This is a genomic window from Streptomyces sp. NPDC020299 (genome assembly GCF_044387825.1).
Taxonomy (GTDB): domain Bacteria; phylum Actinomycetota; class Actinomycetes; order Streptomycetales; family Streptomycetaceae; genus Streptomyces.
Map to the genome: position 1 here is coordinate 367,003 of NZ_JBIRWL010000006.1, position 19,113 is coordinate 386,115.

Consider the following 19,113-nt stretch of genomic DNA (forward strand, 5'->3'; position numbering starts at 1 on the left):
ATGAGCAAGATCCTTATCCGTGGTGCGAAGGTGCTCGGCGGCGAGCCGCAGGACGTGCTGATCGACGGCGAGGTCATCGAGGCGGTAGGCACCGGGCTGTCCGCCGAGGGCGCGACGGTCGTGGAGGCCGGCGGCAAGGTGCTGCTGCCGGGCCTGGTCGACCTGCACACCCATCTGCGCGAGCCCGGCCGGGAGGACTCCGAGACCGTCCTCACCGGCACCCGCGCGGCCGCCTCGGGTGGCTACACCGCCGTGTTCGCCATGGCCAACACCTTCCCGGTCGCCGACACCGCCGGCGTGGTCGAGCAGGTCTACCGGCTCGGCCAGGAGCACGGCTACTGCGACGTGCAGCCCATCGGCGCCGTCACCGTCGGCCTGGAGGGCAAGAAGCTCGCCGAGCTGGGCGCCATGCACGAGTCGGCCGCCGGGGTCACCGTCTTCTCCGACGACGGCAAGTGCGTCGACGACGCCGTGATCATGCGCCGGGCGCTCGAGTACGTGAAGGCCTTCGGCGGCGTCGTCGCCCAGCACGCGCAGGAGCCGCGGCTGACCGAGGGCGCCCAGATGAACGAGGGCGTCGTCTCCGCCGAGCTGGGCCTGGGCGGCTGGCCGGCCGTCGCCGAGGAGTCGGTCATCGCCCGGGACGTGCTGCTCGCCGAGCACGTCGGCTCCCGTGTGCACATCTGCCACCTGTCGACCGCCGGATCCGTGGAGATCGTCCGCTGGGCGAAGTCCCGCGGCATCCAGGTCACCGCCGAGGTCACCCCGCACCACCTGCTCCTCACCGACGAGCTGGTGCGCAGCTACAACCCCGTCTACAAGGTCAACCCGCCGCTGCGCACCGAGCGGGACGTGCACGCCCTGCGCGAGGCGCTCGCCGACGGCACGATCGACATCGTCGCCACCGACCACGCCCCGCACCCGCACGAGGACAAGGACTGCGAGTGGGCCGCCGCCGCCATGGGCATGGTCGGCCTGGAGACCGCGTTGTCAGTGGTCCAGGAGACCATGGTGGACACGGGCCTGCTGGACTGGGCCGGCGTCGCCGACCGGATGTCCGTCAAGCCCGCGCGGATCGGACAGGCCACGGGCCACGGCCGTCCCGTCTCGGCAGGTGAGCCCGCCAACCTCACTCTCGTCGACACGGCCTACCGTGGCCTGGTGGACCCCGCGGGCTTCGCCTCGCGCAGCCGCAACACCCCGTACGAGGGACGCGAGCTGCCGGGCCGTGTCACCCACACGTGGCTGCGGGGCAAGGCCACGCTCGTCGACGGGAAGCTCACGTGACACCTGCAACTTGGCTCGCGGCCGGACTCGCGACCGGACTGGCGGCCGACAGGAAATCGGCCGATGTGACCGACTGGACCGCCCGCATCGGCTGGCTCGTCGGACTCGCCCTCTTCGTCGCGCTCGTCTACTGGCTGATGCGCGAGGGCTGGAAGTGGCGCGGCACCCTCCAGGGGGACCTCCCGGAGCTGCCCGCTCGCCCGTCTCCCACCACCACCCTCAACGGAGGCGGCAAGCCGCCGCAGCCTGGAATGCCGAGCGAGCCCGGCCCGGCGAAACTGAGCATGACCGGCCGCTACCACGGCTCCACCACCGCCGGTCAGTGGCTGGACCGCATCGTGGCGCACGGCCTCGGCACCCGCAGCCGGGCCGAGCTCACCCTGACGGACGCGGGTCTGGACGTCGTACGCCCCTCAGCGGCCGACTTCTTCGTCCCCACCGCCGCCCTGCGCGAGGCCCGGCTCGATAAGGGCATCGCCGGCAAGGTCCTCACCGAGGGCGGGCTGCTGATCGTCACCTGGCAGCACGGCGACCGGCTGATCGACTCGGGGTTCCGCTCGGACCGGGCCGCCGAGCACCCCGAGTGGGTCACCGCCCTCAACTCCATGATCAAGACAACCAGCACGGAAGGCGCCGAACGATGACGACCTCCACCAGGGGAGCTGGCAAGACTCCCGCCGTACTCGTCCTGGAGGACGGCCGCACCTTCCGCGGCCGCGCCTACGGGGCCGTGGGGTCGACCTTCGGCGAGGCCGTGTTCTCCACCGGCATGACCGGCTACCAGGAGACCCTCACCGACCCCTCCTACCACCGCCAGGTCGTGGTGATGACCGCCCCGCACGTCGGCAACACCGGCGTCAACGACGAGGACCCCGAGTCCAAGCGCATCTGGGTGGCCGGCTACGTCGTGCGCGACCCCGCGCGCGTGCCGTCCAACTGGCGCTCGAGGCGCTCCCTGGACGAGGAGCTCGCCGCGCAGGGCGTCGTCGGCATCTCCGGCATCGACACCCGCGCTCTCACCCGCCACCTGCGCGAGCGCGGCGCCATGCGCGTCGGCATCTTCTCCGGCAACGCCCTGCCCGACGAGGGCACCATGCTCGCCGAGGTCCGCCAAGCCCCCGAGATGAAGGGCGCCGACCTCTCCGCCGAGGTCGCCACCCAGGAGCCGTACGTCGTCCCCGCGGTCGGTGAGAAGAAGTTCACCGTCGCCGCCGTCGACCTCGGCATCAAGGGCATGACCCCGCACCGCATGGCCGAGCGCGGCATCGAGGTGCACGTGCTGCCCGCCACGGCGACCGTCGAGGACGTCTACGCCGTGAACCCGGACGGCGTGTTCTTCTCCAACGGCCCCGGCGACCCGGCCACCGCCGACCACCCGGTCTCCGTCATGCGCGGCGTCCTGGAACGCGGCACCCCGCTGTTCGGCATCTGCTTCGGCAACCAGATCCTCGGCCGCGCCCTGGGCTTCGGCACCTACAAGCTGAAGTACGGCCACCGCGGCATCAACCAGCCCGTGCAGGACCGTACGACCGGCAAGGTCGAGGTCACCGCCCACAACCACGGTTTCGCCGTCGACGCCCCGCTCGACCAGGTGTCCGACACCCCCTACGGCCGGGTCGAGGTCTCCCACGTGTGCCTGAACGACAACGTGGTGGAGGGCCTGCAGCTCCTCGACCGCCCGGCCTTCAGCGTCCAGTACCACCCCGAAGCGGCGGCCGGCCCCCACGACGCCGCCTACCTGTTCGACCGCTTCACGTCTTTGATGGAGGGCCAGCGTGCCTAAGCGCACCGATATCCAGTCCGTCCTGGTCATCGGCTCCGGCCCGATCGTCATCGGCCAGGCCGCCGAGTTCGACTACTCCGGTACGCAGGCGTGCCGGGTTCTCAAGGACGAAGGCCTTCGGGTCATCCTCGTCAACTCCAACCCGGCGACGATCATGACCGACCCGGAGATCGCCGACGCCACCTACGTCGAGCCGATCACCCCGGAGTTCGTCGAGAAGATCATCGCCAAGGAGCGCCCCGACGCCCTGCTGCCCACCCTGGGCGGCCAGACGGCCCTGAACACCGCGATCTCGCTGGACGGGAACGGTGTCCTCGCCAAGTACGGCGTCGAGCTGATCGGCGCCAATGTCGAGGCCATCCACAAGGGCGAGGACCGCGACCAGTTCAAGGAGGTCGTGGAGGAGGTCCGCAGGAAGATCGGGCACGGCGAGTCCGCCCGCTCCGTGATCTGCCACACCATGGACGACGTGCTCGCCGGTGTCGAGGAGCTCGGCGGCTACCCGGTCGTCGTCCGCCCCTCCTTCACCATGGGTGGCGCCGGCTCCGGCTTCGCGCACGACGAGGAGGAGCTGCGCCGCATCGCCGGGCAGGGCCTCACGCTCTCCCCGACCACCGAGGTGCTCCTGGAGGAGTCCATCCTCGGCTGGAAGGAGTACGAGCTGGAGCTGATGCGCGACAAGCACGACAACGTCGTGGTCGTCTGCTCCATCGAGAACTTCGACCCGATGGGCGTGCACACCGGCGACTCGATCACCGTCGCACCCGCGATGACGCTGACCGACCGCGAGTACCAGATCCTGCGCGACATCGGCATCGCCGTCATCCGCGAGGTCGGCGTCGACACCGGCGGCTGCAACATCCAGTTCGCGGTGAACCCCGAGGACGGCCGGGTGATCGTCATCGAGATGAACCCGCGCGTCTCCCGCTCCTCGGCCCTGGCCTCCAAGGCGACCGGCTTCCCGATCGCCAAGATCGCCGCCAAGCTCGCCGTCGGCTACACCCTCGACGAGATCCCGAACGACATCACCCAGGAGACCCCGGCCTCCTTCGAGCCGACCCTCGACTACGTGGTCGTCAAGGCCCCGCGGTTCGCCTTCGAGAAGTTCCCCCAGGCCGACTCCACGCTGACCACCACCATGAAGTCGGTCGGCGAGGCCATGGCCATCGGCCGCAACTTCACCGAGGCCTTCCAGAAGGCGCTGCGCTCGCTGGAGAAGAAGGGCAGCCAGTTCGCCTTCACCGGCGAGACCGGCGACAAGGCCGCCCTGCTGGCTCAGGCCGTGCGCCCCACCGACGGCCGCATCAACACCGTCATGCAGGCCATCCGCGCGGGCGCCACCCAGGAGGAGGTCTTCGAGTACACGAAGATCGACCCCTGGTTCGTCGACCAGCTCTTCCTCCTCAAGGAGATCGCGGACGAGCTGGCCGAGGCGCCCGAGCTCACCGCGGACCTCCTCGCCGAGGCCAAGCGGCACGGCTTCTCCGACCAGCAGATCGGCGAGATCCGCGGGCTGCGCGAGGACGTCGTCCGCGAGGTCCGGCACGCCCTCGGTATCCGTCCGGTCTACAAGACCGTCGACACCTGTGCCGCCGAGTTCGCCGCGAAGACGCCGTACTTCTACTCCTCCTACGACGAGGAGACCGAGGTCGCGCCCCGCGAGAAGGCCGCGGTCATCATCCTGGGCTCCGGCCCGAACCGCATCGGCCAGGGCATCGAGTTCGACTACTCCTGCGTGCACGCCTCCTTCGCGCTGTCGGACGCCGGGTACGAGACCGTGATGGTCAACTGCAACCCGGAGACCGTCTCCACGGACTACGACACCTCCGACCGCCTGTACTTCGAGCCGCTCACGCTCGAGGACGTGCTGGAGATCGTGCACGCCGAGCAGCAGGCCGGTCCGGTCGCGGGCGTCGTCGTGCAGCTGGGCGGCCAGACCCCGCTGGGGCTGTCGCAGGCCCTGAAGGACAACGGAGTGCCGATCGTGGGCACCTCCCCGGAGGCCATCCACGCCGCCGAGGACCGCGGCGCGTTCGGCCGCGTCCTCGCGGAGGCCGGCCTGCCCGCCCCCAAGCACGGCACGGCCACCACCTTCGACGAGGCCAAGGCGATCGCCGACGAGATCGGCTACCCGGTCCTGGTCCGGCCCAGTTACGTGCTCGGCGGGCGCGGCATGGAGATCGTCTACGACGAGACCCGGCTGGCCACCTACATCGCCGAGTCGACCGAGATCAGCCCCTCCCGGCCGGTGCTCGTCGACCGGTTCCTCGACGACGCCATCGAGATCGACGTCGACGCCCTGTACGACGGCGAGGAGCTGTACCTCGGCGGCGTCATGGAGCACATCGAGGAGGCCGGCATCCACTCCGGCGACTCGGCGTGCGCCCTGCCCCCGATCACGCTGGGCGGCTTCGACATCAAGCGGCTGCGCGCCTCGACCGAGGCCATCGCGCGCGGGGTGGGCGTCCGCGGCCTGATCAACATCCAGTTCGCGATGGCGGGCGACATCCTCTACGTCCTGGAGGCCAACCCGCGCGCGTCCCGCACGGTCCCCTTCACCTCGAAGGCGACCGCAGTGCCGCTGGCCAAGGCCGCCGCCCGGATCTCGCTGGGCGCGACCATCGCCGAGCTGCGCGAGGAGGGCCTGCTGCCGAGGCACAGCGACGGCGGTGAGCTGCCCCTGGACGCGCCGATCTCCGTCAAGGAGGCGGTCATGCCGTGGTCCCGCTTCCGCGACATCCAGGGCCGGGGCGTCGACACGGTCCTCGGCCCGGAGATGCGCTCCACCGGCGAGGTCATGGGCATCGACTCCGTCTTCGGCACCGCGTACGCCAAGTCGCAGGCCGGGGCGTACGGCCCGCTGCCCACCAAGGGCCGCGCCTTCATCTCGGTCGCCAACCGCGACAAGCGCTCGATGATCTTCCCGGCGCGCGAGCTGGTCGCCCACGGCTTCGAGCTGCTCGCCACCTCCGGCACGGCCGAGGTCCTCAAGCGCAACGGCATCAACGCCACGATCGTCCGCAAGCAGTCCGAGGGCACCGGCCCGAACGGCGAGCGGACCATCGTCCAGCTCATCCACGACGGCGAGGTCGACCTCATCGTCAACACCCCGTACGGCACCGGTGGCCGCCTCGACGGCTACGAGATCCGTACGGCGGCCGTGGCCCGGTCCGTGCCCTGCCTGACGACGGTCCAGGCGCTCGCCGCGGCGGTCCAGGGCATCGACGCCCTGAACCGCGGTGACGTGGGCGTCCGTTCGCTCCAGGAACACGCGGAACATCTGACCGCGGCCCGCGACTAGCAGCCGAAGAGGGGGACACCGGGAACGGTGTCCCCCTCTTCATGAGGCCTCACGAGGACATCTGGACATGTACAAATACTTCTTCCGTCTGGTTTTCACCCGGATGGATCCCGAGCAGGCCCACCACCTCGCCTTCCGGTGGATCCGGCTCGCCGTCCGCATCCCGGTGCTGCGCACCTTCGTCGCCGCGGCCCTCGCGCCCCGTTACAAGGAACTGCGCACCGAGGCCTTCGGGCTGCGCATGCACGGCCCCTTCGGTCTCGCCGCCGGCTTCGACAAGAACGCGGTCGCCATCGACGGCATGTCGATGCTCGGCTTCGACCACGTCGAGATCGGGACGGTCACCGGCGAGCCGCAGCCCGGCAACCCCAGGAAGCGGCTGTTCCGGCTCGTCGCGGACCGTGCGCTGATCAACCGCATGGGCTTCAACAACGACGGCTCGCTGGCCGTCGCCGCCCGCCTCGCCACCCGTGAGCCCGTCTTCAGGACGGTCGTGGGCGTGAACATCGGCAAGACCAAGGTGGTCCCCGAGGCCGAGGCGGTCGCCGACTACGTGAAGTCGGCCGAGCGCCTGGCCCCGTACGCGGACTACCTGGTGGTCAACGTCTCCTCCCCGAACACGCCCGGGCTGCGCGACCTCCAGGCCACCGAGGCGCTGAGGCCGCTGCTGAGCGCCGTGCGCGAGGCCGCCGACCGGGTCGTGCCGGGACGCCGCGTACCGCTGCTGGTGAAGATCGCGCCGGACCTCGCCGACGAGGACGTCGACGCGGTCGCCGACCTGGCCGTCGACCTCGGCCTGGACGGGATCATCGCCACGAACACCACCATCGCGCGCGAGGGGCTCGGTCTGAAATCCGAACCCTCACTGGTGAAGGAGGCCGGCGGGCTGTCGGGCGCGCCGCTGAAGGCACGCTCCCTGGAGGTGCTGCGCCGCCTGTACGCGCGCGTGGGCGACCGCATCACCCTGGTGGGTGTCGGGGGCGTCGAGAACGCCGAGGACGCCTGGCAGCGCATCCTGGCGGGCGCCACGCTGGTCCAGGGCTACAGCGCCTTCGTCTACGAGGGGCCCCTGTGGGGCCGCGCGATCCACAAGGGACTGGCGGCCCGCCTGCGCACCAGCCCGTACGCCACCCTCGCCGACGCGGTCGGCGCCGACGTGAGGAAACCCGCATGACGTCCCACGAGCCCTTCGGTGCCCGCCTGCGCCACGCCATGGACGAGCGCGGCCCGCTGTGCATCGGGATCGACCCGCACGCCTCGCTGCTCGCCGAGTGGGGCCTGAACGACGACGTCGCCGGGCTCGAGCGGTTCAGCCGCACGGTCGTCGAGGCGGTGGCCGGCCGGGTGGCCGTCCTGAAGCCGCAGAGCGCCTTCTTCGAGCGCTTCGGCTCGCGCGGCATCGCCGTCCTGGAGGCGTCGGTGCGAGAGGCGCGCGAGGCCGGTGCCCTGGTGGTGATGGACGCCAAGCGCGGCGACATCGGCTCGACCATGGCCGGGTACGCCGAGGCGTTCCTGCACAAGGACGCCCCGCTGTTCTCGGACGCCCTGACCGTCTCGCCCTACCTCGGCTACGGTTCCCTGAGCCCGGCCGTGGCGCTGGCCCGGGAGAGCGGCACGGGCCTGTTCGTGCTGGCGCTCACCTCCAACCCCGAGGGCCACGAGGTGCAGCACGCGGTCCGCGCGGACGGACGCAGCGTCGGCGCGACGATGCTGGGCCACCTGGCGGCGGAGAACGCGGGGGAGGAGCCGCTGGGGTCCTTCGGCGCCGTCGTGGGTGCCACGCTGGGCGATCTGTCGTCGTACGACCTCGACATCAACGGCCCGCTGCTCGCCCCCGGCGTCGGGGCCCAGGGGGCGACGCCCGCCGATCTTCCCCGGGTGTTCGGAGCGGCGGTGCGCAATGTCGTGCCGAACGTCAGCCGGGGTGTTCTGCGTCACGGTCCCGAGGTCGGCGCGCTGCGCGCGGCCGCGGAGCGGTTCGCGGAGGAGATCCGGGCCGCCGTGACAGGTGCCTGAGTCCTCCGATGAGTGCTCAGGGGAGCGGCTCAGGTGCGGCTTGAGGGTGAATACATTCTCAAATCGAGGGCAATATGTCTGAAATATCCAGCCTGGCGGAGGCTGACCAGGACTTTTCCGCTGTTCTCGCTGACTCTGGCGGACTTGACCGCTAGTCTCCGAGCAGAGTCAACGGGCGAGCGTGTTGCTCGTGGCTCGCTAGGTGTGGGGCGACTAGGTTCCTCACCGGTCCGTATCCGACAGTTCGACATCCGAGGTGACGTAGGCGTGGCTCTTCCGCCCCTTACCCCTGAACAGCGCGCAGCCGCGCTCGAAAAGGCCGCCGCGGCTCGCCGGGAGCGGGCCGAGGTCAAGAATCGACTCAAGCACTCCGGCGCCTCTCTTCACGAGGTCATCAAGCAGGGCCAGGAGAACGACGTCATCGGCAAGATGAAGGTCTCCGCCCTGCTCGAGTCCCTCCCGGGCGTGGGCAAGGTCCGCGCCAAGCAGATCATGGAGCGACTCGGGATCTCCGAGAGTCGTCGCGTGCGTGGCCTCGGTTCCAACCAGATCGCCTCTCTGGAGCGCGAGTTCGGGAGCACCGGCTCCTGACCGCCGGACAGTCCGGGACCGGCGTCCCGGGCAACCCGGTATTGCTGGAATAATCGCTGCATGGCTGCAACATTCCGGGGGACGACCCCCGAGCCCCCGGACGTACGTCCACGGCTGACCGTGCTCTCCGGCCCCTCCGGGGTCGGCAAGAGCACGGTCGTCGTCCATATGCGCAAGGAACACCCCGAGGTCTGGCTCTCGGTGTCGGCGACCACCCGCAAGCCGCGCCCCGGCGAGAAGCACGGTGTCCACTACTTCTTCGTCACGGACGACGAGATGGACAAGCTGATCGCCAACGGCGAGCTGCTGGAGTGGGCCGAATTCGCCGGCAACCGCTACGGCACGCCCCGCCAGGCCGTGCTGGAGCACCTGGAGGACGGGGTGCCGGTCCTCCTGGAGATCGACCTCCAGGGCGCCCGGCAGGTCCGGGAGTCCATGTCCGACGCGCAGCTGGTGTTCCTGGCTCCTCCCTCCTGGGAAGAGCTGGTGCGCAGACTCACCGGCCGGGGCACCGAGCCGCCCGAGGTGATCGAGCGTCGCCTGGAGGCGGCCAAGATCGAGCTGGCGGCCGAGCCGGAGTTCGACGAGACCCTGGTCAACACCTCCGTCGAGGACGTGGCGCGCGAGCTGCTAGCCTTGATGGACGTTGTGTGATCGTGAAGATCACCATCAACTGATTCTTTCCCATCCATCGGAAGGTAGAGCGTGTCCTCTTCCATCACCGCGCCCGAGGGCATCATCAACCCGCCGATCGACGAGCTCCTCGAGGCCACCGACTCGAAGTACAGCCTCGTGATCTACGCGGCCAAGCGCGCCCGTCAGATCAACGCGTACTACTCGCAGCTCGGCGAGGGCCTCCTTGAGTACGTCGGTCCGCTCGTGGACACCCACGTCCACGAGAAGCCGCTCTCCATCGCCCTGCGCGAGATCAACGCGGGTCTGCTGACCTCCGAGGCCATCGAGGGCCCGGCGCAGTAGTACCTTCACATCGCAGGTAGTTTTTCCACAGGCCCGGCAGGCCGACTGCCGGGCCTGTGGTGTGTGATGGTCTCGTATGGTGCCGAGCCGGGGAGAGACGGTGGACAAGCCGAAGGTCGTTCTGGGGGTCAGCGGCGGCATCGCCGCCTACAAGGCGTGCGAGCTGCTGCGCAGGCTGACCGAGTCCGGGCATGATGTCCGCGTGGTCCCGACGGCCTCCGCGCTGCACTTCGTCGGCGCCGCCACCTGGTCCGCTCTCTCTGGCAACCCCGTCTCGACCGAGGTCTGGGACGACGTCCACGAGGTGCCGCACGTCCGCATCGGCCAGCAGGCCGACCTGGTGATCGTCGCCCCCGCCACCGCCGACATGCTCGCCAAGGCCGCCCACGGCCTCGCCGACGACCTGCTGACGAACACGTTGCTCACCGCCCGCTGCCCGGTCGTCTTCGCCCCCGCCATGCACACCGAGATGTGGGAGCACCCGGCCACTCAGGAGAACGTGGCGACGCTGCGCCGCCGGGGCGCCGTCGTCATCGAACCGGCGGTCGGCCGCCTGACCGGCGTCGACACGGGCAAGGGACGGCTGCCCGACCCCGCCGAGATATTCGAGGTCTGCCGCCGGGTCCTCGCCCGTGGGGTGCGGGAGCCGGATCTGACCGGCCGGCACGTCGTCGTCAGCGCCGGCGGCACCCGTGAGCCCCTCGATCCGGTCCGCTTCCTCGGCAACCGCTCCTCCGGCAAGCAGGGCTACGCCCTCGCCCGTACGGCCGCCGCGCGGGGCGCCCGGGTGACGCTGGTCGCGGCGAACACCGGCCTGCCGGACCCGGCCGGCGTGGACGTCGTCCCCGTGGGCACGGCCGTCCAGCTGCGGGAGGCGGTACTGAAGGCGGCCGCCGACGCCGACGCCGTGGTCATGGCCGCCGCCGTGGCCGACTTCCGTCCCGCGGCCTACGCGGCCGGGAAGATCAAGAAGAAGGACGACCAGGACCCCGAGCCGGTCACCCTCGTGCGGAATCCGGACATCCTGGCGGAGATATCGGCCGAACGGCCCCGGCCCGGACAGGTCGTCGTCGGCTTCGCCGCCGAGACGGACGACGTCCTCGCCAACGGCCGGAAGAAGCTGGTGCGCAAGGGCTGCGACTTCCTCGTGGTGAACGAGGTGGGGGAGCGGAAGACCTTCGGTTCCGAGGAGAACGAGGCGGTCGTACTGGGTGCGGACGGCAGCGAGACACCCGTGTCGCACGGTCCCAAGGAGGCCCTCGCCGAGATCGTCTGGGACCTCGTGAGCGGGCGGCTGGGCTGATGGTCACGGGCTTCGTTTCCGTCGTTCGGCGGCGGCGTCAAAGATGACTTTGTCGCGTGGCGGCCCTGGTCAAGGCCGCCACACATTGGGCAGAATGCCCGTGTCGCAGGTCACAGGGCTCCCGAGAGGCGAGACAGGTGGGCCGTCGGCAGAGTGCGACCGATAAACTGTTCTCGGACGATGCCGGGCGCAGCTCCCCGCGTCGTCCGACAATGATCAGCCAGCAGCCGCTGCAACCCCAGGGAGCGTTGTGTCCCGTCGCCTGTTCACCTCGGAGTCCGTGACCGAAGGTCACCCCGACAAGATCGCTGACCAGATCAGCGACACCATTCTCGACGCGCTTCTGCGAGAGGACCCGACCTCCCGGGTCGCCGTGGAGACGCTGATCACGACCGGTCTGGTGCACGTGGCCGGCGAGGTCACGACCAAGACCTACGCGGACATCGCGAACCTGGTCCGCAACAAGATCCTCGAGATCGGTTACGACTCCTCGAAGAAGGGCTTCGACGGCGCGTCCTGCGGCGTGTCCGTCTCGATCGGCGCGCAGTCCCCGGACATCGCGCAGGGCGTGGACACGGCCTACGAGTCCCGGGTCGAGGGCGACGAGGACGAGCTCGACAAGCAGGGCGCCGGCGACCAGGGCCTGATGTTCGGCTACGCGTCCGACGAGACGCCCACCCTGATGCCGCTGCCGATCTTCCTGGCGCACCGCCTGTCGAAGCGCCTGTCGGAAGTCCGCAAGAACGGCACCATCCCCTACCTGCGCCCGGACGGCAAGACGCAGGTCACCATCGAGTACGACGGCGACAAGGCCGTCCGCCTCGACACGGTCGTCGTCTCCTCGCAGCACGCCAGCGACATCGACCTGGAGTCGCTGCTGGCGCCCGACATCCGTGAGTTCGTCGTCGAGCCCGAGCTGAAGGCTCTCCTCGACGAGGGCATCAAGCTCGACACCGAGGGCTACCGCCTGCTGGTCAACCCCACCGGCCGCTTCGAGATCGGCGGCCCGATGGGCGACGCCGGCCTGACCGGCCGCAAGATCATCATCGACACCTACGGCGGCATGGCCCGCCACGGCGGCGGCGCCTTCTCCGGCAAGGACCCGTCCAAGGTGGACCGCTCCGCGGCGTACGCGATGCGCTGGGTCGCGAAGAACGTCGTCGCCGCGGGCCTGGCCTCCCGCTGCGAGGTCCAGGTGGCCTACGCCATCGGCAAGGCCGAGCCCGTCGGTCTGTTCGTCGAGACCTTCGGCACCCACAAGGTCGAGCCCGAGAAGATCGAGAAGGCGATCGACGAGGTCTTCGACCTCCGTCCGGCCGCCATCATCCGCGACCTCGACCTGCTCCGCCCGATCTACGCCCAGACCGCGGCGTACGGCCACTTCGGCCGCGAGCTGCCCGAGTTCACCTGGGAGACCACCGACCGCGTGGACGCGCTGCGCAAGGCCGTGGGCCTGTAGGCCCACCGCGGCTTCCCGCCGGGGCCCGGCTTCCCTCTGGGAGCCGGGCCCCGGCATTTCACCGCGATGATCATGGCCCGCCCCGGTGGTCACCGGTTGTCAGTGGAGTTTGGTAAGAATGCAAGCGTGAGCAGCGAGAACGGGCAGGGGGACGGCGGGACCGAGGGGGCCCCGGCGGCGGAGCAGCTCGCGCTCATCCGGGAGGGCGTCCGGCAGGGGAAGGCGAAGGCGCCGCGGGCCAAGCCGAGGACCTGGCGGGGGGCCGCGCTGGCCGGGGAACTGCCGGTGGCGCGGGTGCTGGTCGACAAGGGGGTGCTCCATCTCGACCGGTACTTCGACTACGCCGTGCCCGAGGAACTGGACGAGCAGGCGCGGCCCGGGGTGCGGGTCCGGGTGCGGTTCGGGGCCGGGCGGGGCCGGGTGCGGGAAGGGCGCCGTGAGGGCGGGGGGCTCATCGACGGGTTTCTCGTCGAGCGGCTGGCCGAGTCGGACTACTCCGGGCCGCTGGCGGCGCTGGCCCAGGTCGTCTCGCCCGAACCCGTGCTGAGCGAGGAACTGCTGGGGCTCGCGCGGGCCGTCGCCGACCGGTACGCGGGCAGCCTCGCCGACGTACTCCAGCTGGCCGTGCCGCCGCGCAGCGCGCGGGCCGAGCAGCGGCCGTCGCCGGCACCGCTGCCGCCGCCCGCGGTGCCCGACGCGGGGTCCTGGACCAGGTACGAGCGCGGGGCCGCCTTCGTCGAGTCACTGGCCTCCGGGGGCGCGCCGCGCGCCGTGTGGAACGCGCTGCCCGGGCCCGGGTGGAGCGAGGAACTGGCCCGGGCCGTGGCCGCGACGCTCGCCTCGGGGCGCGGCGCGCTCGTCGTCGTACCGGACGGGCGGGCCGCCGCCCGGGTCGATGCCGCGCTCACCGCACTGCTCGGCGCGGGGCGGCACGCCCTGCTCACCGCCGACGCCGGGCCCGAGAAGCGGTACGCGCAATGGCTCGCCGTGCGACGCGGGTCGGTGCGGGCCGTGGTCGGGACGCGGGCCGCCATGTTCGCTCCGGTGCGGGATCTCGGGCTCGTCGCCGTCTGGGACGACGGGGACGACAGCCACAGCGAGCAGCACGCCCCGCAGCCGCACGCCCGTGATGTGCTGCTGCTGCGCGCCGCGCTGGACAAGTGCGGCTTTCTGCTGGGCAGTTGGAGCTGCACCGTGGAGGCGGCGCAACTCGTGGAGAGCGGCTGGGCCCGGCCCCTGGTCGCCGGGCGTGAGCTGGTGCGGCGGACCGCGCCCCTGGTGCGTACCGTCGGGGACGCCGAACTGGGGCGCGACGAGGCCGCCCGCGCCGCCCGGCTGCCGACGCTCGCCTGGCAGGCCGCCCGGGAGGGACTGCGGCACGGGCCGGTCCTGGTGCAGGTGCCCCGGCGGGGATACGTGCCCCGCATGGCCTGTGCGCAGTGCCGGGCGCCCGCGCGCTGCCGGCACTGCTCCGGGCCGCTCGAGGGGCGGGACGCCGGGGCTCCGCGCTGCGGCTGGTGCGGACGCGAGGAGGGCGCCTGGCACTGCCCGGAGTGCGGGAGCTTCCGGCTGCGCGCCCAGGTGGTCGGGGCGCGGCGGACCGCCGAGGAACTGGGCAGGGCCTTTCCCGCCGTGCCCGTGCGGACCTCCGGCCGTGAGCACGTGCTGGACACGGTGCCGTCCGCGCCCGCGCTGGTGGTGAGCACACCGGGGGCCGAGCCGGTCGCCGAGGGCGGCTACGCGGCGGCCCTGCTGCTGGACGGCTGGGCCATGCTCGGCCGGCCCGACCTGCGCGCGAGTGAGGACGCGCTGCGGCGCTGGATCGGGGCCTCGGCGCTGGTGCGCCCGCAGGGTGAGGGCGGGACCGTGGTCGTGGTCGCCGAGCCGACGCTGCGGCCCGTGCAGGCGCTGGTGCGCTGGGATCCCGTCGGGCACGCGGTGCGGGAACTGGCCGAGCGGGCCGAGCTGGGGTTCCCGCCGGTGTCGCGGATGGCGGCCGTGACGGGGACGGCGCAGGCCGTCGCGGAGTTCCTCGGTACGGTCGAACTGCCGCCGGACGCCGAGGTGCTGGGGCCCGTGCCGGTGCCGGACACCCTTCCCGGGCGGCCCCGGCGGCCGGGGGCACCGCCTCCCGGGGAGCGCTGGGAGCGGGCGCTGGTCCGGGTGCCGCCGGGCAGCGGGGCCGCTCTCGCGTCCGCGCTGAAGGCGGCGCAGGCCGCGCGGATGGCGCGGGGGAGCGGGGAGGCGCCGGTACGGGTGCGGATCGACCCGCCGGACATCGGGTAGGTCCACGCGCGGGGCGGGCCGGGCATACGGCCGCCCTCCCGGATGCGTGTGCCGGGAGGGCAGGGTGCGGGCCGGAGCGCCGGGGTCAGCCGTTGCGCGGTCCCGGGAAGGTCGTGGTCCTGGCCTCTTCGCGGAGCGTGGGGCTGCCCGCGGTCGGCTGGGTCGGCATCGAACGGGCCGCCGGGACCGTGGGCAGCGTGGGCAGACCGGTGTTCACATCGAGCGTGCGGGTGCCCGCCGGCTCCGTCGAGCGTTCGGCGTCCGCGGCCGCCTGGGCCGCGGCGCGGCGGGCGCCATAGCGGCGGTGGACCGCCTGCTTGGTGACCCCGAGCGCGGAGCCCACCGCGTCCCACGAGAAGCCGAGTGAGCGGTCGAAGTCCACGGCGGCCGTGACCAGGGTTTCGACACTGTCCCGGAGTTCCTGGGCGAGACGGACCGTCGGGGCGGGGGCGCGTCCGTAGACGACGAAGCCCGTGGAGGGGCCGGAGCGGCGCGGGCGGTAGACGTTGCCCAGCTGGGCGGTGAGCGTGCGCAGTGCGTCCACCTGCCGGCGGACCCGCTCGATGTCCCGCACCAGCAAGTGCAGGCTGGCACGGGCCTGGGCGTCGTGGGTTGCGTGGTCGGCCATGAACAAGCCTCTCGAACCGGCGTTGAAAGGAATTGGGCCGCGAAAGCGCCCCGATGTGGTCAACTCTGTCTTGACCAACGCGTGTGCGCTCCGCTGGTAACGGGGTGGGGGCGTGTGGGCTTGGGCGTACGCCGTTCTCCCACCCGCGCACCACCCGTCGCCCGCCGTCGGCGGCTTGCCGTTCGCGGTCGATGATCACGGCATAGACTTGTGCGTTGCCCGTCAATCGCCGCCCGAGAGGCCCGTTGCCACCCATGAAGCTCGTCTTCGCCGGTACCCCCGAGGTCGCCGTTCCCGCTCTGGACGCTCTTCTCGCCTCCGGGCGGCACGAGGTGGCCGCCGTCGTCACGCGCCCCGACGCCCCGGCCGGGCGGGGACGCAGGCTGATCGCGTCTCCCGTGGCCGAACGCGCGGCGGAGGCCGGGATCGAGGTGCTGAAGCCCGTCAGGCCGCGGGACCCGGAGTTCCTGGAGCGGCTCAGGGAGATCGCGCCCGACTGCTGTCCCGTCGTCGCCTACGGCGCCCTGCTGCCCAGGGTGGCCCTCGACGTCCCCGCGCACGGCTGGGTCAACCTGCACTTCTCGCTGCTGCCGGCCTGGCGCGGGGCGGCCCCCGTGCAGCACGCCCTCATGGCGGGGGACGAGATCACCGGGGCCTCCACCTTCCTCATCGAGGAGGGACTGGACTCGGGCCCGGTCTACGGGACCGTCACCGAGGAGGTCCGGCCCACCGACACCAGCGGCGATCTGCTCACCCGGCTGGCGTTCGCGGGCGCCGGGCTGCTCGCCGCCACGATGGACGGCATCGAGGACGGCACGCTGAAGGCCGTACCGCAGCCCGCCGACGGAATCACCCTCGCCCCCAAGATCACCGTCGAGGACGCCCAGGTCGACTGGTCGGCCCCCGCGCTCCGCGTGGACCGGGTCGTGCGCGGCTGCACCCCGGCGCCCGGCGCCTGGACCACGTTCCGCGGCGAGCGGCTCAAGCTCATCCAGGTCGCGCCCGTGCCGGAGCGGACGGACCTCGCCCCGGGGCGGCTGGCGGTCGGCAAGAACAGCGTGCACGCCGGAACCGGTTCGTACGCCGTGGAGCTGCTCTGGGTGCAGGCCCAGGGCAAGAAGCCGATGCGCGCGGCGGACTGGGCCCGGGGTGTGCGCATCGCGGACGCGGAGACGCTGGGCTGAGGCGCCCGGCCCGATTTCGCCGGTGCCGGCCGGACGTACGCTGGACACCGCATTCCCATCCCACACCCGGAGCACCTTTTTCGTGAGCGACCAGCCCCGTCGGCCCCGTAAGCCCGCCAAGCCCTACCGCCGTCCCCAGAAGGACCCCGTCCGCATGCTCGCCTTCGAGGCGCTGCGCGCCGTGGACGAGCGGGACGCGTACGCCAACCTCGTACTGCCGCCGCTGCTGAGGAAGGCGCGGGAGAAGGGCGACTTCGACGCGCGGGACGCGGCGCTGGCCACGGAGCTGGTGTACGGGACGCTGCGCCGGCAGGGGACGTACGACGCCGTCATCGCCGCCTGCGTCGACCGGCCGCTCAGGGAGGTCGACCCGCCCGTCCTCGACGTGCTCAGCCTCGGCGCGCACCAGCTGCTCGGGACGCGGATCCCGACGCACGCCGCCGTGTCCGCCTCCGTCGAGCTGGCCCGGGTCGTGCTCGGCGACGGGCGGGCGAAGTTCGTCAACGCCGTGCTGCGCAAGGTGGCGCAGGACGACCTCGACGGCTGGCTGGCGAAGATCGCGCCGCCCTACGACGAGGACCCCGAGGACCACCTCGCCGTCGTGCACTCCCACCCCCGCTGGGTCGTCTCCGCGCTGTGGGACTCGCTCGGCGGCGGGCGCGCCGGGATCGAGGACCTGCTGGCGGCCGACAACGAGCGGCCCGAGGTCACCCTGGTCGCCCGTCCCGGGCGGGCCACGACCGAGGAACTGCTCCGCGAGGAGGCCGCCGTGCCCGGCCGCTGGTCGCCGTACGCCGTGCGGCTCACCGAGGGCGGCGAGCCGGGTGCCGTGGAAGCGGTGCGGGAGGGCCGGGCCGGGGTACAGGACGAGGGCAGCCAGCTCGTCGCCCTCGCGCTGGCGAACGCGCCGCTGGAGGGGCCGGACGAGAGGTGGCTCGACGGCTGCGCCGGGCCCGGCGGCAAGGCCGCGCTGCTCGGTGCGCTCGCCGCCGGACGCGGGGCGACGCTGCTCGCCTCCGAGAAGCAGCCGCACCGCGCCGGGCTGGTGGCCAAGGCGCTGGCCGGCAACCCCGGGCCGTACCAGGTGATCGCCGCCGACGGGACCCGGCCGCCGTGGCGGCCCGCCAGCTTCGACCGGGTGCTGGTGGACGTGCCGTGCACCGGCCTGGGCGCCCTGCGCCGGCGGCCCGAGGCCCGCTGGCGGCGACGCCCGGAGGACCTGGAGAACTTCGCACCGTTGCAGCGTGCCCTGCTGCGCGGCGCGCTGGACGCGGTGCGGGTCGGCGGCGTCGTCGGCTACGCCACCTGCTCGCCGCACCTCGCCGAGACCCGGGCCGTCGTCGAGGACGTGCTCAAGCAGCACCCGGACACCGAGCTCCTCGACGCCCGCCCCCTCCTTCCAGGCGTCCCGGCACTCGGCGAGGGCCCCGACGTACAGCTGTGGCCCCATCTGCACGGCACCGACGCGATGTACCTGGCCCTGATCCGCCGGACCGGCTGACCGCCGTACGCGGCGCGTCAAGGGATGTGAGGTCCACGGTCCCCTCATAACCTCATGGTGTCCCCGCACGTGGGAGTCGCCGTGCTGCTCGACCTGCTGCTGATCGCTCTGGCGATCACGCTCGACCCCCTGCCCCTCATGGCGTTCGTCCTGCTGGTCGCGTCGGCGCGGGGGGTGTGGAAGGGGCTGGTCTTCATCCTGAGCTGGCTCGCCTGCCTGGTCGCGGTGCTGGCGATCGTCCTCACCCTGACCGGCGGGCAGCCCCCGCCACCCCGGTCTCCGCCCTCCGTCGCGGCGCTCGCGGCCAAGCTCCTCATCGGCGTGGTCCTCGTCCTCTACGGCGAGCACCGGCGCCGGGGGATGGTGGCCGGTCCCGCGCGGGCCCGGGCGCCCGCCGCCGCGAGCCTGACGTCGGAGACGGACCGCACCGGCATGTGGTCGGCCGCGGGGCTCGCGGTGCTCCTGCAACCGTGGGGCCTGGTGGCCGCGGGGGCCACGACGGTGGTGTCGGCGGACCTGTCCCACCTCTTGTCCTGGCTCGCCCTGTTCGCCTTCTGCCTGCTCGCCACCGCGAGCCTGCTGTCCACCGAGCTGTACGTCGTCTTCTCCCCGGCGGTCGCGACGGCCCGTCTGCTGAGACTGCGCTCCTGGGTGGAGGACCACCAGGAGCGGGCGATCGTGGTCGGGTGCCTGGTGCTGGGCTTCTGGCTCACCGGGAAGAGCATCTACCAGCTCACCGGATGACGCGTGGCGGCCCGGCGGGCGTTCCAGGTTCGTACCGGCGCGAACAACCGTG

The 19,113-nt window shown here is 72.0% G+C and carries 16 protein-coding genes; 15 read left to right on the plus strand and 1 reads right to left on the minus strand.

Features of this window, described 5'->3' with window-relative positions:
- The 12 genes from ACH45E_RS18520 (at position 1) to ACH45E_RS18575 (ending at position 15,004) form a co-directional block, all read left to right on the plus strand.
- Entirely contained in the window at positions 1-1,287 is a 1,287-nt protein-coding gene (locus tag ACH45E_RS18520; RefSeq protein ID WP_361441185.1) for a dihydroorotase, read from the plus strand.
- Positions 1,284-1,931, plus strand: coding sequence for a hypothetical protein (locus tag ACH45E_RS18525; RefSeq protein WP_361441188.1), 648 nt, complete (start codon positions 1,284-1,286; stop codon positions 1,929-1,931). The genes ACH45E_RS18520 and ACH45E_RS18525 overlap by 4 nt, the downstream gene beginning before the upstream one ends.
- On the plus strand, positions 1,928-3,070 hold the full coding sequence (gene carA, locus ACH45E_RS18530) for a glutamine-hydrolyzing carbamoyl-phosphate synthase small subunit (RefSeq protein WP_361441191.1): 1,143 nt from the start codon (positions 1,928-1,930) through the stop codon (positions 3,068-3,070). Before ACH45E_RS18525 ends, carA begins: the two co-directional genes overlap by 4 nt.
- Complete coding sequence (gene carB / locus ACH45E_RS18535; RefSeq protein WP_361441194.1) at positions 3,063-6,371, plus strand: carbamoyl-phosphate synthase large subunit; 3,309 nt, start codon at positions 3,063-3,065, stop codon at positions 6,369-6,371. Before carA ends, carB begins: the two co-directional genes overlap by 8 nt.
- Before the next feature lie 67 nt (positions 6,372-6,438).
- Positions 6,439-7,545: a quinone-dependent dihydroorotate dehydrogenase gene (locus ACH45E_RS18540; RefSeq protein WP_361441197.1), complete on the plus strand. Its 1,107-nt coding sequence runs from the start codon at positions 6,439-6,441 to the stop codon at positions 7,543-7,545.
- Positions 7,542-8,387 (plus strand): orotidine-5'-phosphate decarboxylase, encoded by an 846-nt coding sequence (gene pyrF, locus ACH45E_RS18545; protein WP_361441200.1) that lies wholly within the window; start codon positions 7,542-7,544, stop codon positions 8,385-8,387. Before ACH45E_RS18540 ends, pyrF begins: the two co-directional genes overlap by 4 nt.
- A 267-nt stretch (positions 8,388-8,654) precedes the next feature.
- A complete protein-coding gene (locus ACH45E_RS18550; RefSeq protein WP_003977346.1) occupies positions 8,655-8,978 on the plus strand; it encodes an integration host factor in 324 nt (107 codons plus the stop codon).
- Between the two features lie 60 nt (positions 8,979-9,038).
- On the plus strand, positions 9,039-9,632 hold the full coding sequence (gene gmk, locus ACH45E_RS18555; RefSeq protein ID WP_361441203.1) for a guanylate kinase: 594 nt from the start codon (positions 9,039-9,041) through the stop codon (positions 9,630-9,632).
- Positions 9,633-9,683: 51 nt separating this feature from the next.
- Positions 9,684-9,956, plus strand: coding sequence for a DNA-directed RNA polymerase subunit omega (rpoZ, locus tag ACH45E_RS18560; protein WP_005319902.1), 273 nt, complete (start codon positions 9,684-9,686; stop codon positions 9,954-9,956).
- 100 nt (positions 9,957-10,056) lie between these two features.
- Positions 10,057-11,259, plus strand: coding sequence for a bifunctional phosphopantothenoylcysteine decarboxylase/phosphopantothenate--cysteine ligase CoaBC (coaBC, locus tag ACH45E_RS18565; protein ID WP_361441206.1), 1,203 nt, complete (start codon positions 10,057-10,059; stop codon positions 11,257-11,259).
- Positions 11,260-11,509: 250 nt separating this feature from the next.
- A complete protein-coding gene (gene metK / locus ACH45E_RS18570; RefSeq protein ID WP_361441209.1) occupies positions 11,510-12,718 on the plus strand; it encodes a methionine adenosyltransferase in 1,209 nt (402 codons plus the stop codon).
- Between the two features lie 126 nt (positions 12,719-12,844).
- On the plus strand, positions 12,845-15,004 hold the full coding sequence (locus ACH45E_RS18575; RefSeq protein WP_361441212.1) for a primosomal protein N': 2,160 nt from the start codon (positions 12,845-12,847) through the stop codon (positions 15,002-15,004).
- Positions 15,005-15,089: 85 nt separating this feature from the next.
- Here ACH45E_RS18575 and ACH45E_RS18580 read toward each other — a convergent pair whose 3' ends face one another.
- Positions 15,090-15,632, minus strand: a complete 543-nt coding sequence (locus tag ACH45E_RS18580; RefSeq protein ID WP_361441215.1) for a hypothetical protein — start codon at positions 15,630-15,632, stop codon at positions 15,090-15,092.
- Between the two features lie 254 nt (positions 15,633-15,886).
- Here ACH45E_RS18580 and fmt point away from each other — a divergent pair, with 254 nt between their 5' ends.
- From fmt to ACH45E_RS18595, 3 genes are all read left to right on the plus strand, one after another.
- Positions 15,887-16,816, plus strand: a complete 930-nt coding sequence (gene fmt, locus ACH45E_RS18585; protein ID WP_361441218.1) for a methionyl-tRNA formyltransferase — start codon at positions 15,887-15,889, stop codon at positions 16,814-16,816.
- An 82-nt stretch (positions 16,817-16,898) separates the two neighbouring features.
- Positions 16,899-18,317, plus strand: coding sequence for a transcription antitermination factor NusB (locus ACH45E_RS18590; RefSeq protein ID WP_361441221.1), 1,419 nt, complete (start codon positions 16,899-16,901; stop codon positions 18,315-18,317).
- A gap of 81 nt (positions 18,318-18,398) precedes the next feature.
- A complete protein-coding gene (locus ACH45E_RS18595; RefSeq protein ID WP_361441492.1) occupies positions 18,399-19,061 on the plus strand; it encodes a GAP family protein in 663 nt (220 codons plus the stop codon).
- The last annotated feature ends 52 nt before the right edge of the window (positions 19,062-19,113 follow it).

Bases quoted from the DNA above. Each gene is read 5' to 3' on its own strand.
- ACH45E_RS18520 (WP_361441185.1), top strand. From the start codon at position 1: ATGAGCAAGATCCTTATCCGTGGTGCGAAGGTGCTCGGCGGCGAGCCG.
- carA (WP_361441191.1), top strand. From the start codon at position 1,928: ATGACGACCTCCACCAGGGGAGCTGGCAAGACTCCCGCCGTACTCGTC.
- ACH45E_RS18540 (WP_361441197.1), top strand. From the start codon at position 6,439: ATGTACAAATACTTCTTCCGTCTGGTTTTCACCCGGATGGATCCCGAG.
- pyrF (WP_361441200.1), top strand. From the start codon at position 7,542: ATGACGTCCCACGAGCCCTTCGGTGCCCGCCTGCGCCACGCCATGGAC.
- gmk (WP_361441203.1), top strand. From the start codon at position 9,039: ATGGCTGCAACATTCCGGGGGACGACCCCCGAGCCCCCGGACGTACGT.
- ACH45E_RS18580 (WP_361441215.1), bottom strand. From the start codon at position 15,632: ATGGCCGACCACGCAACCCACGACGCCCAGGCCCGTGCCAGCCTGCAC.
- fmt (WP_361441218.1), top strand. From the start codon at position 15,887: ATGAAGCTCGTCTTCGCCGGTACCCCCGAGGTCGCCGTTCCCGCTCTG.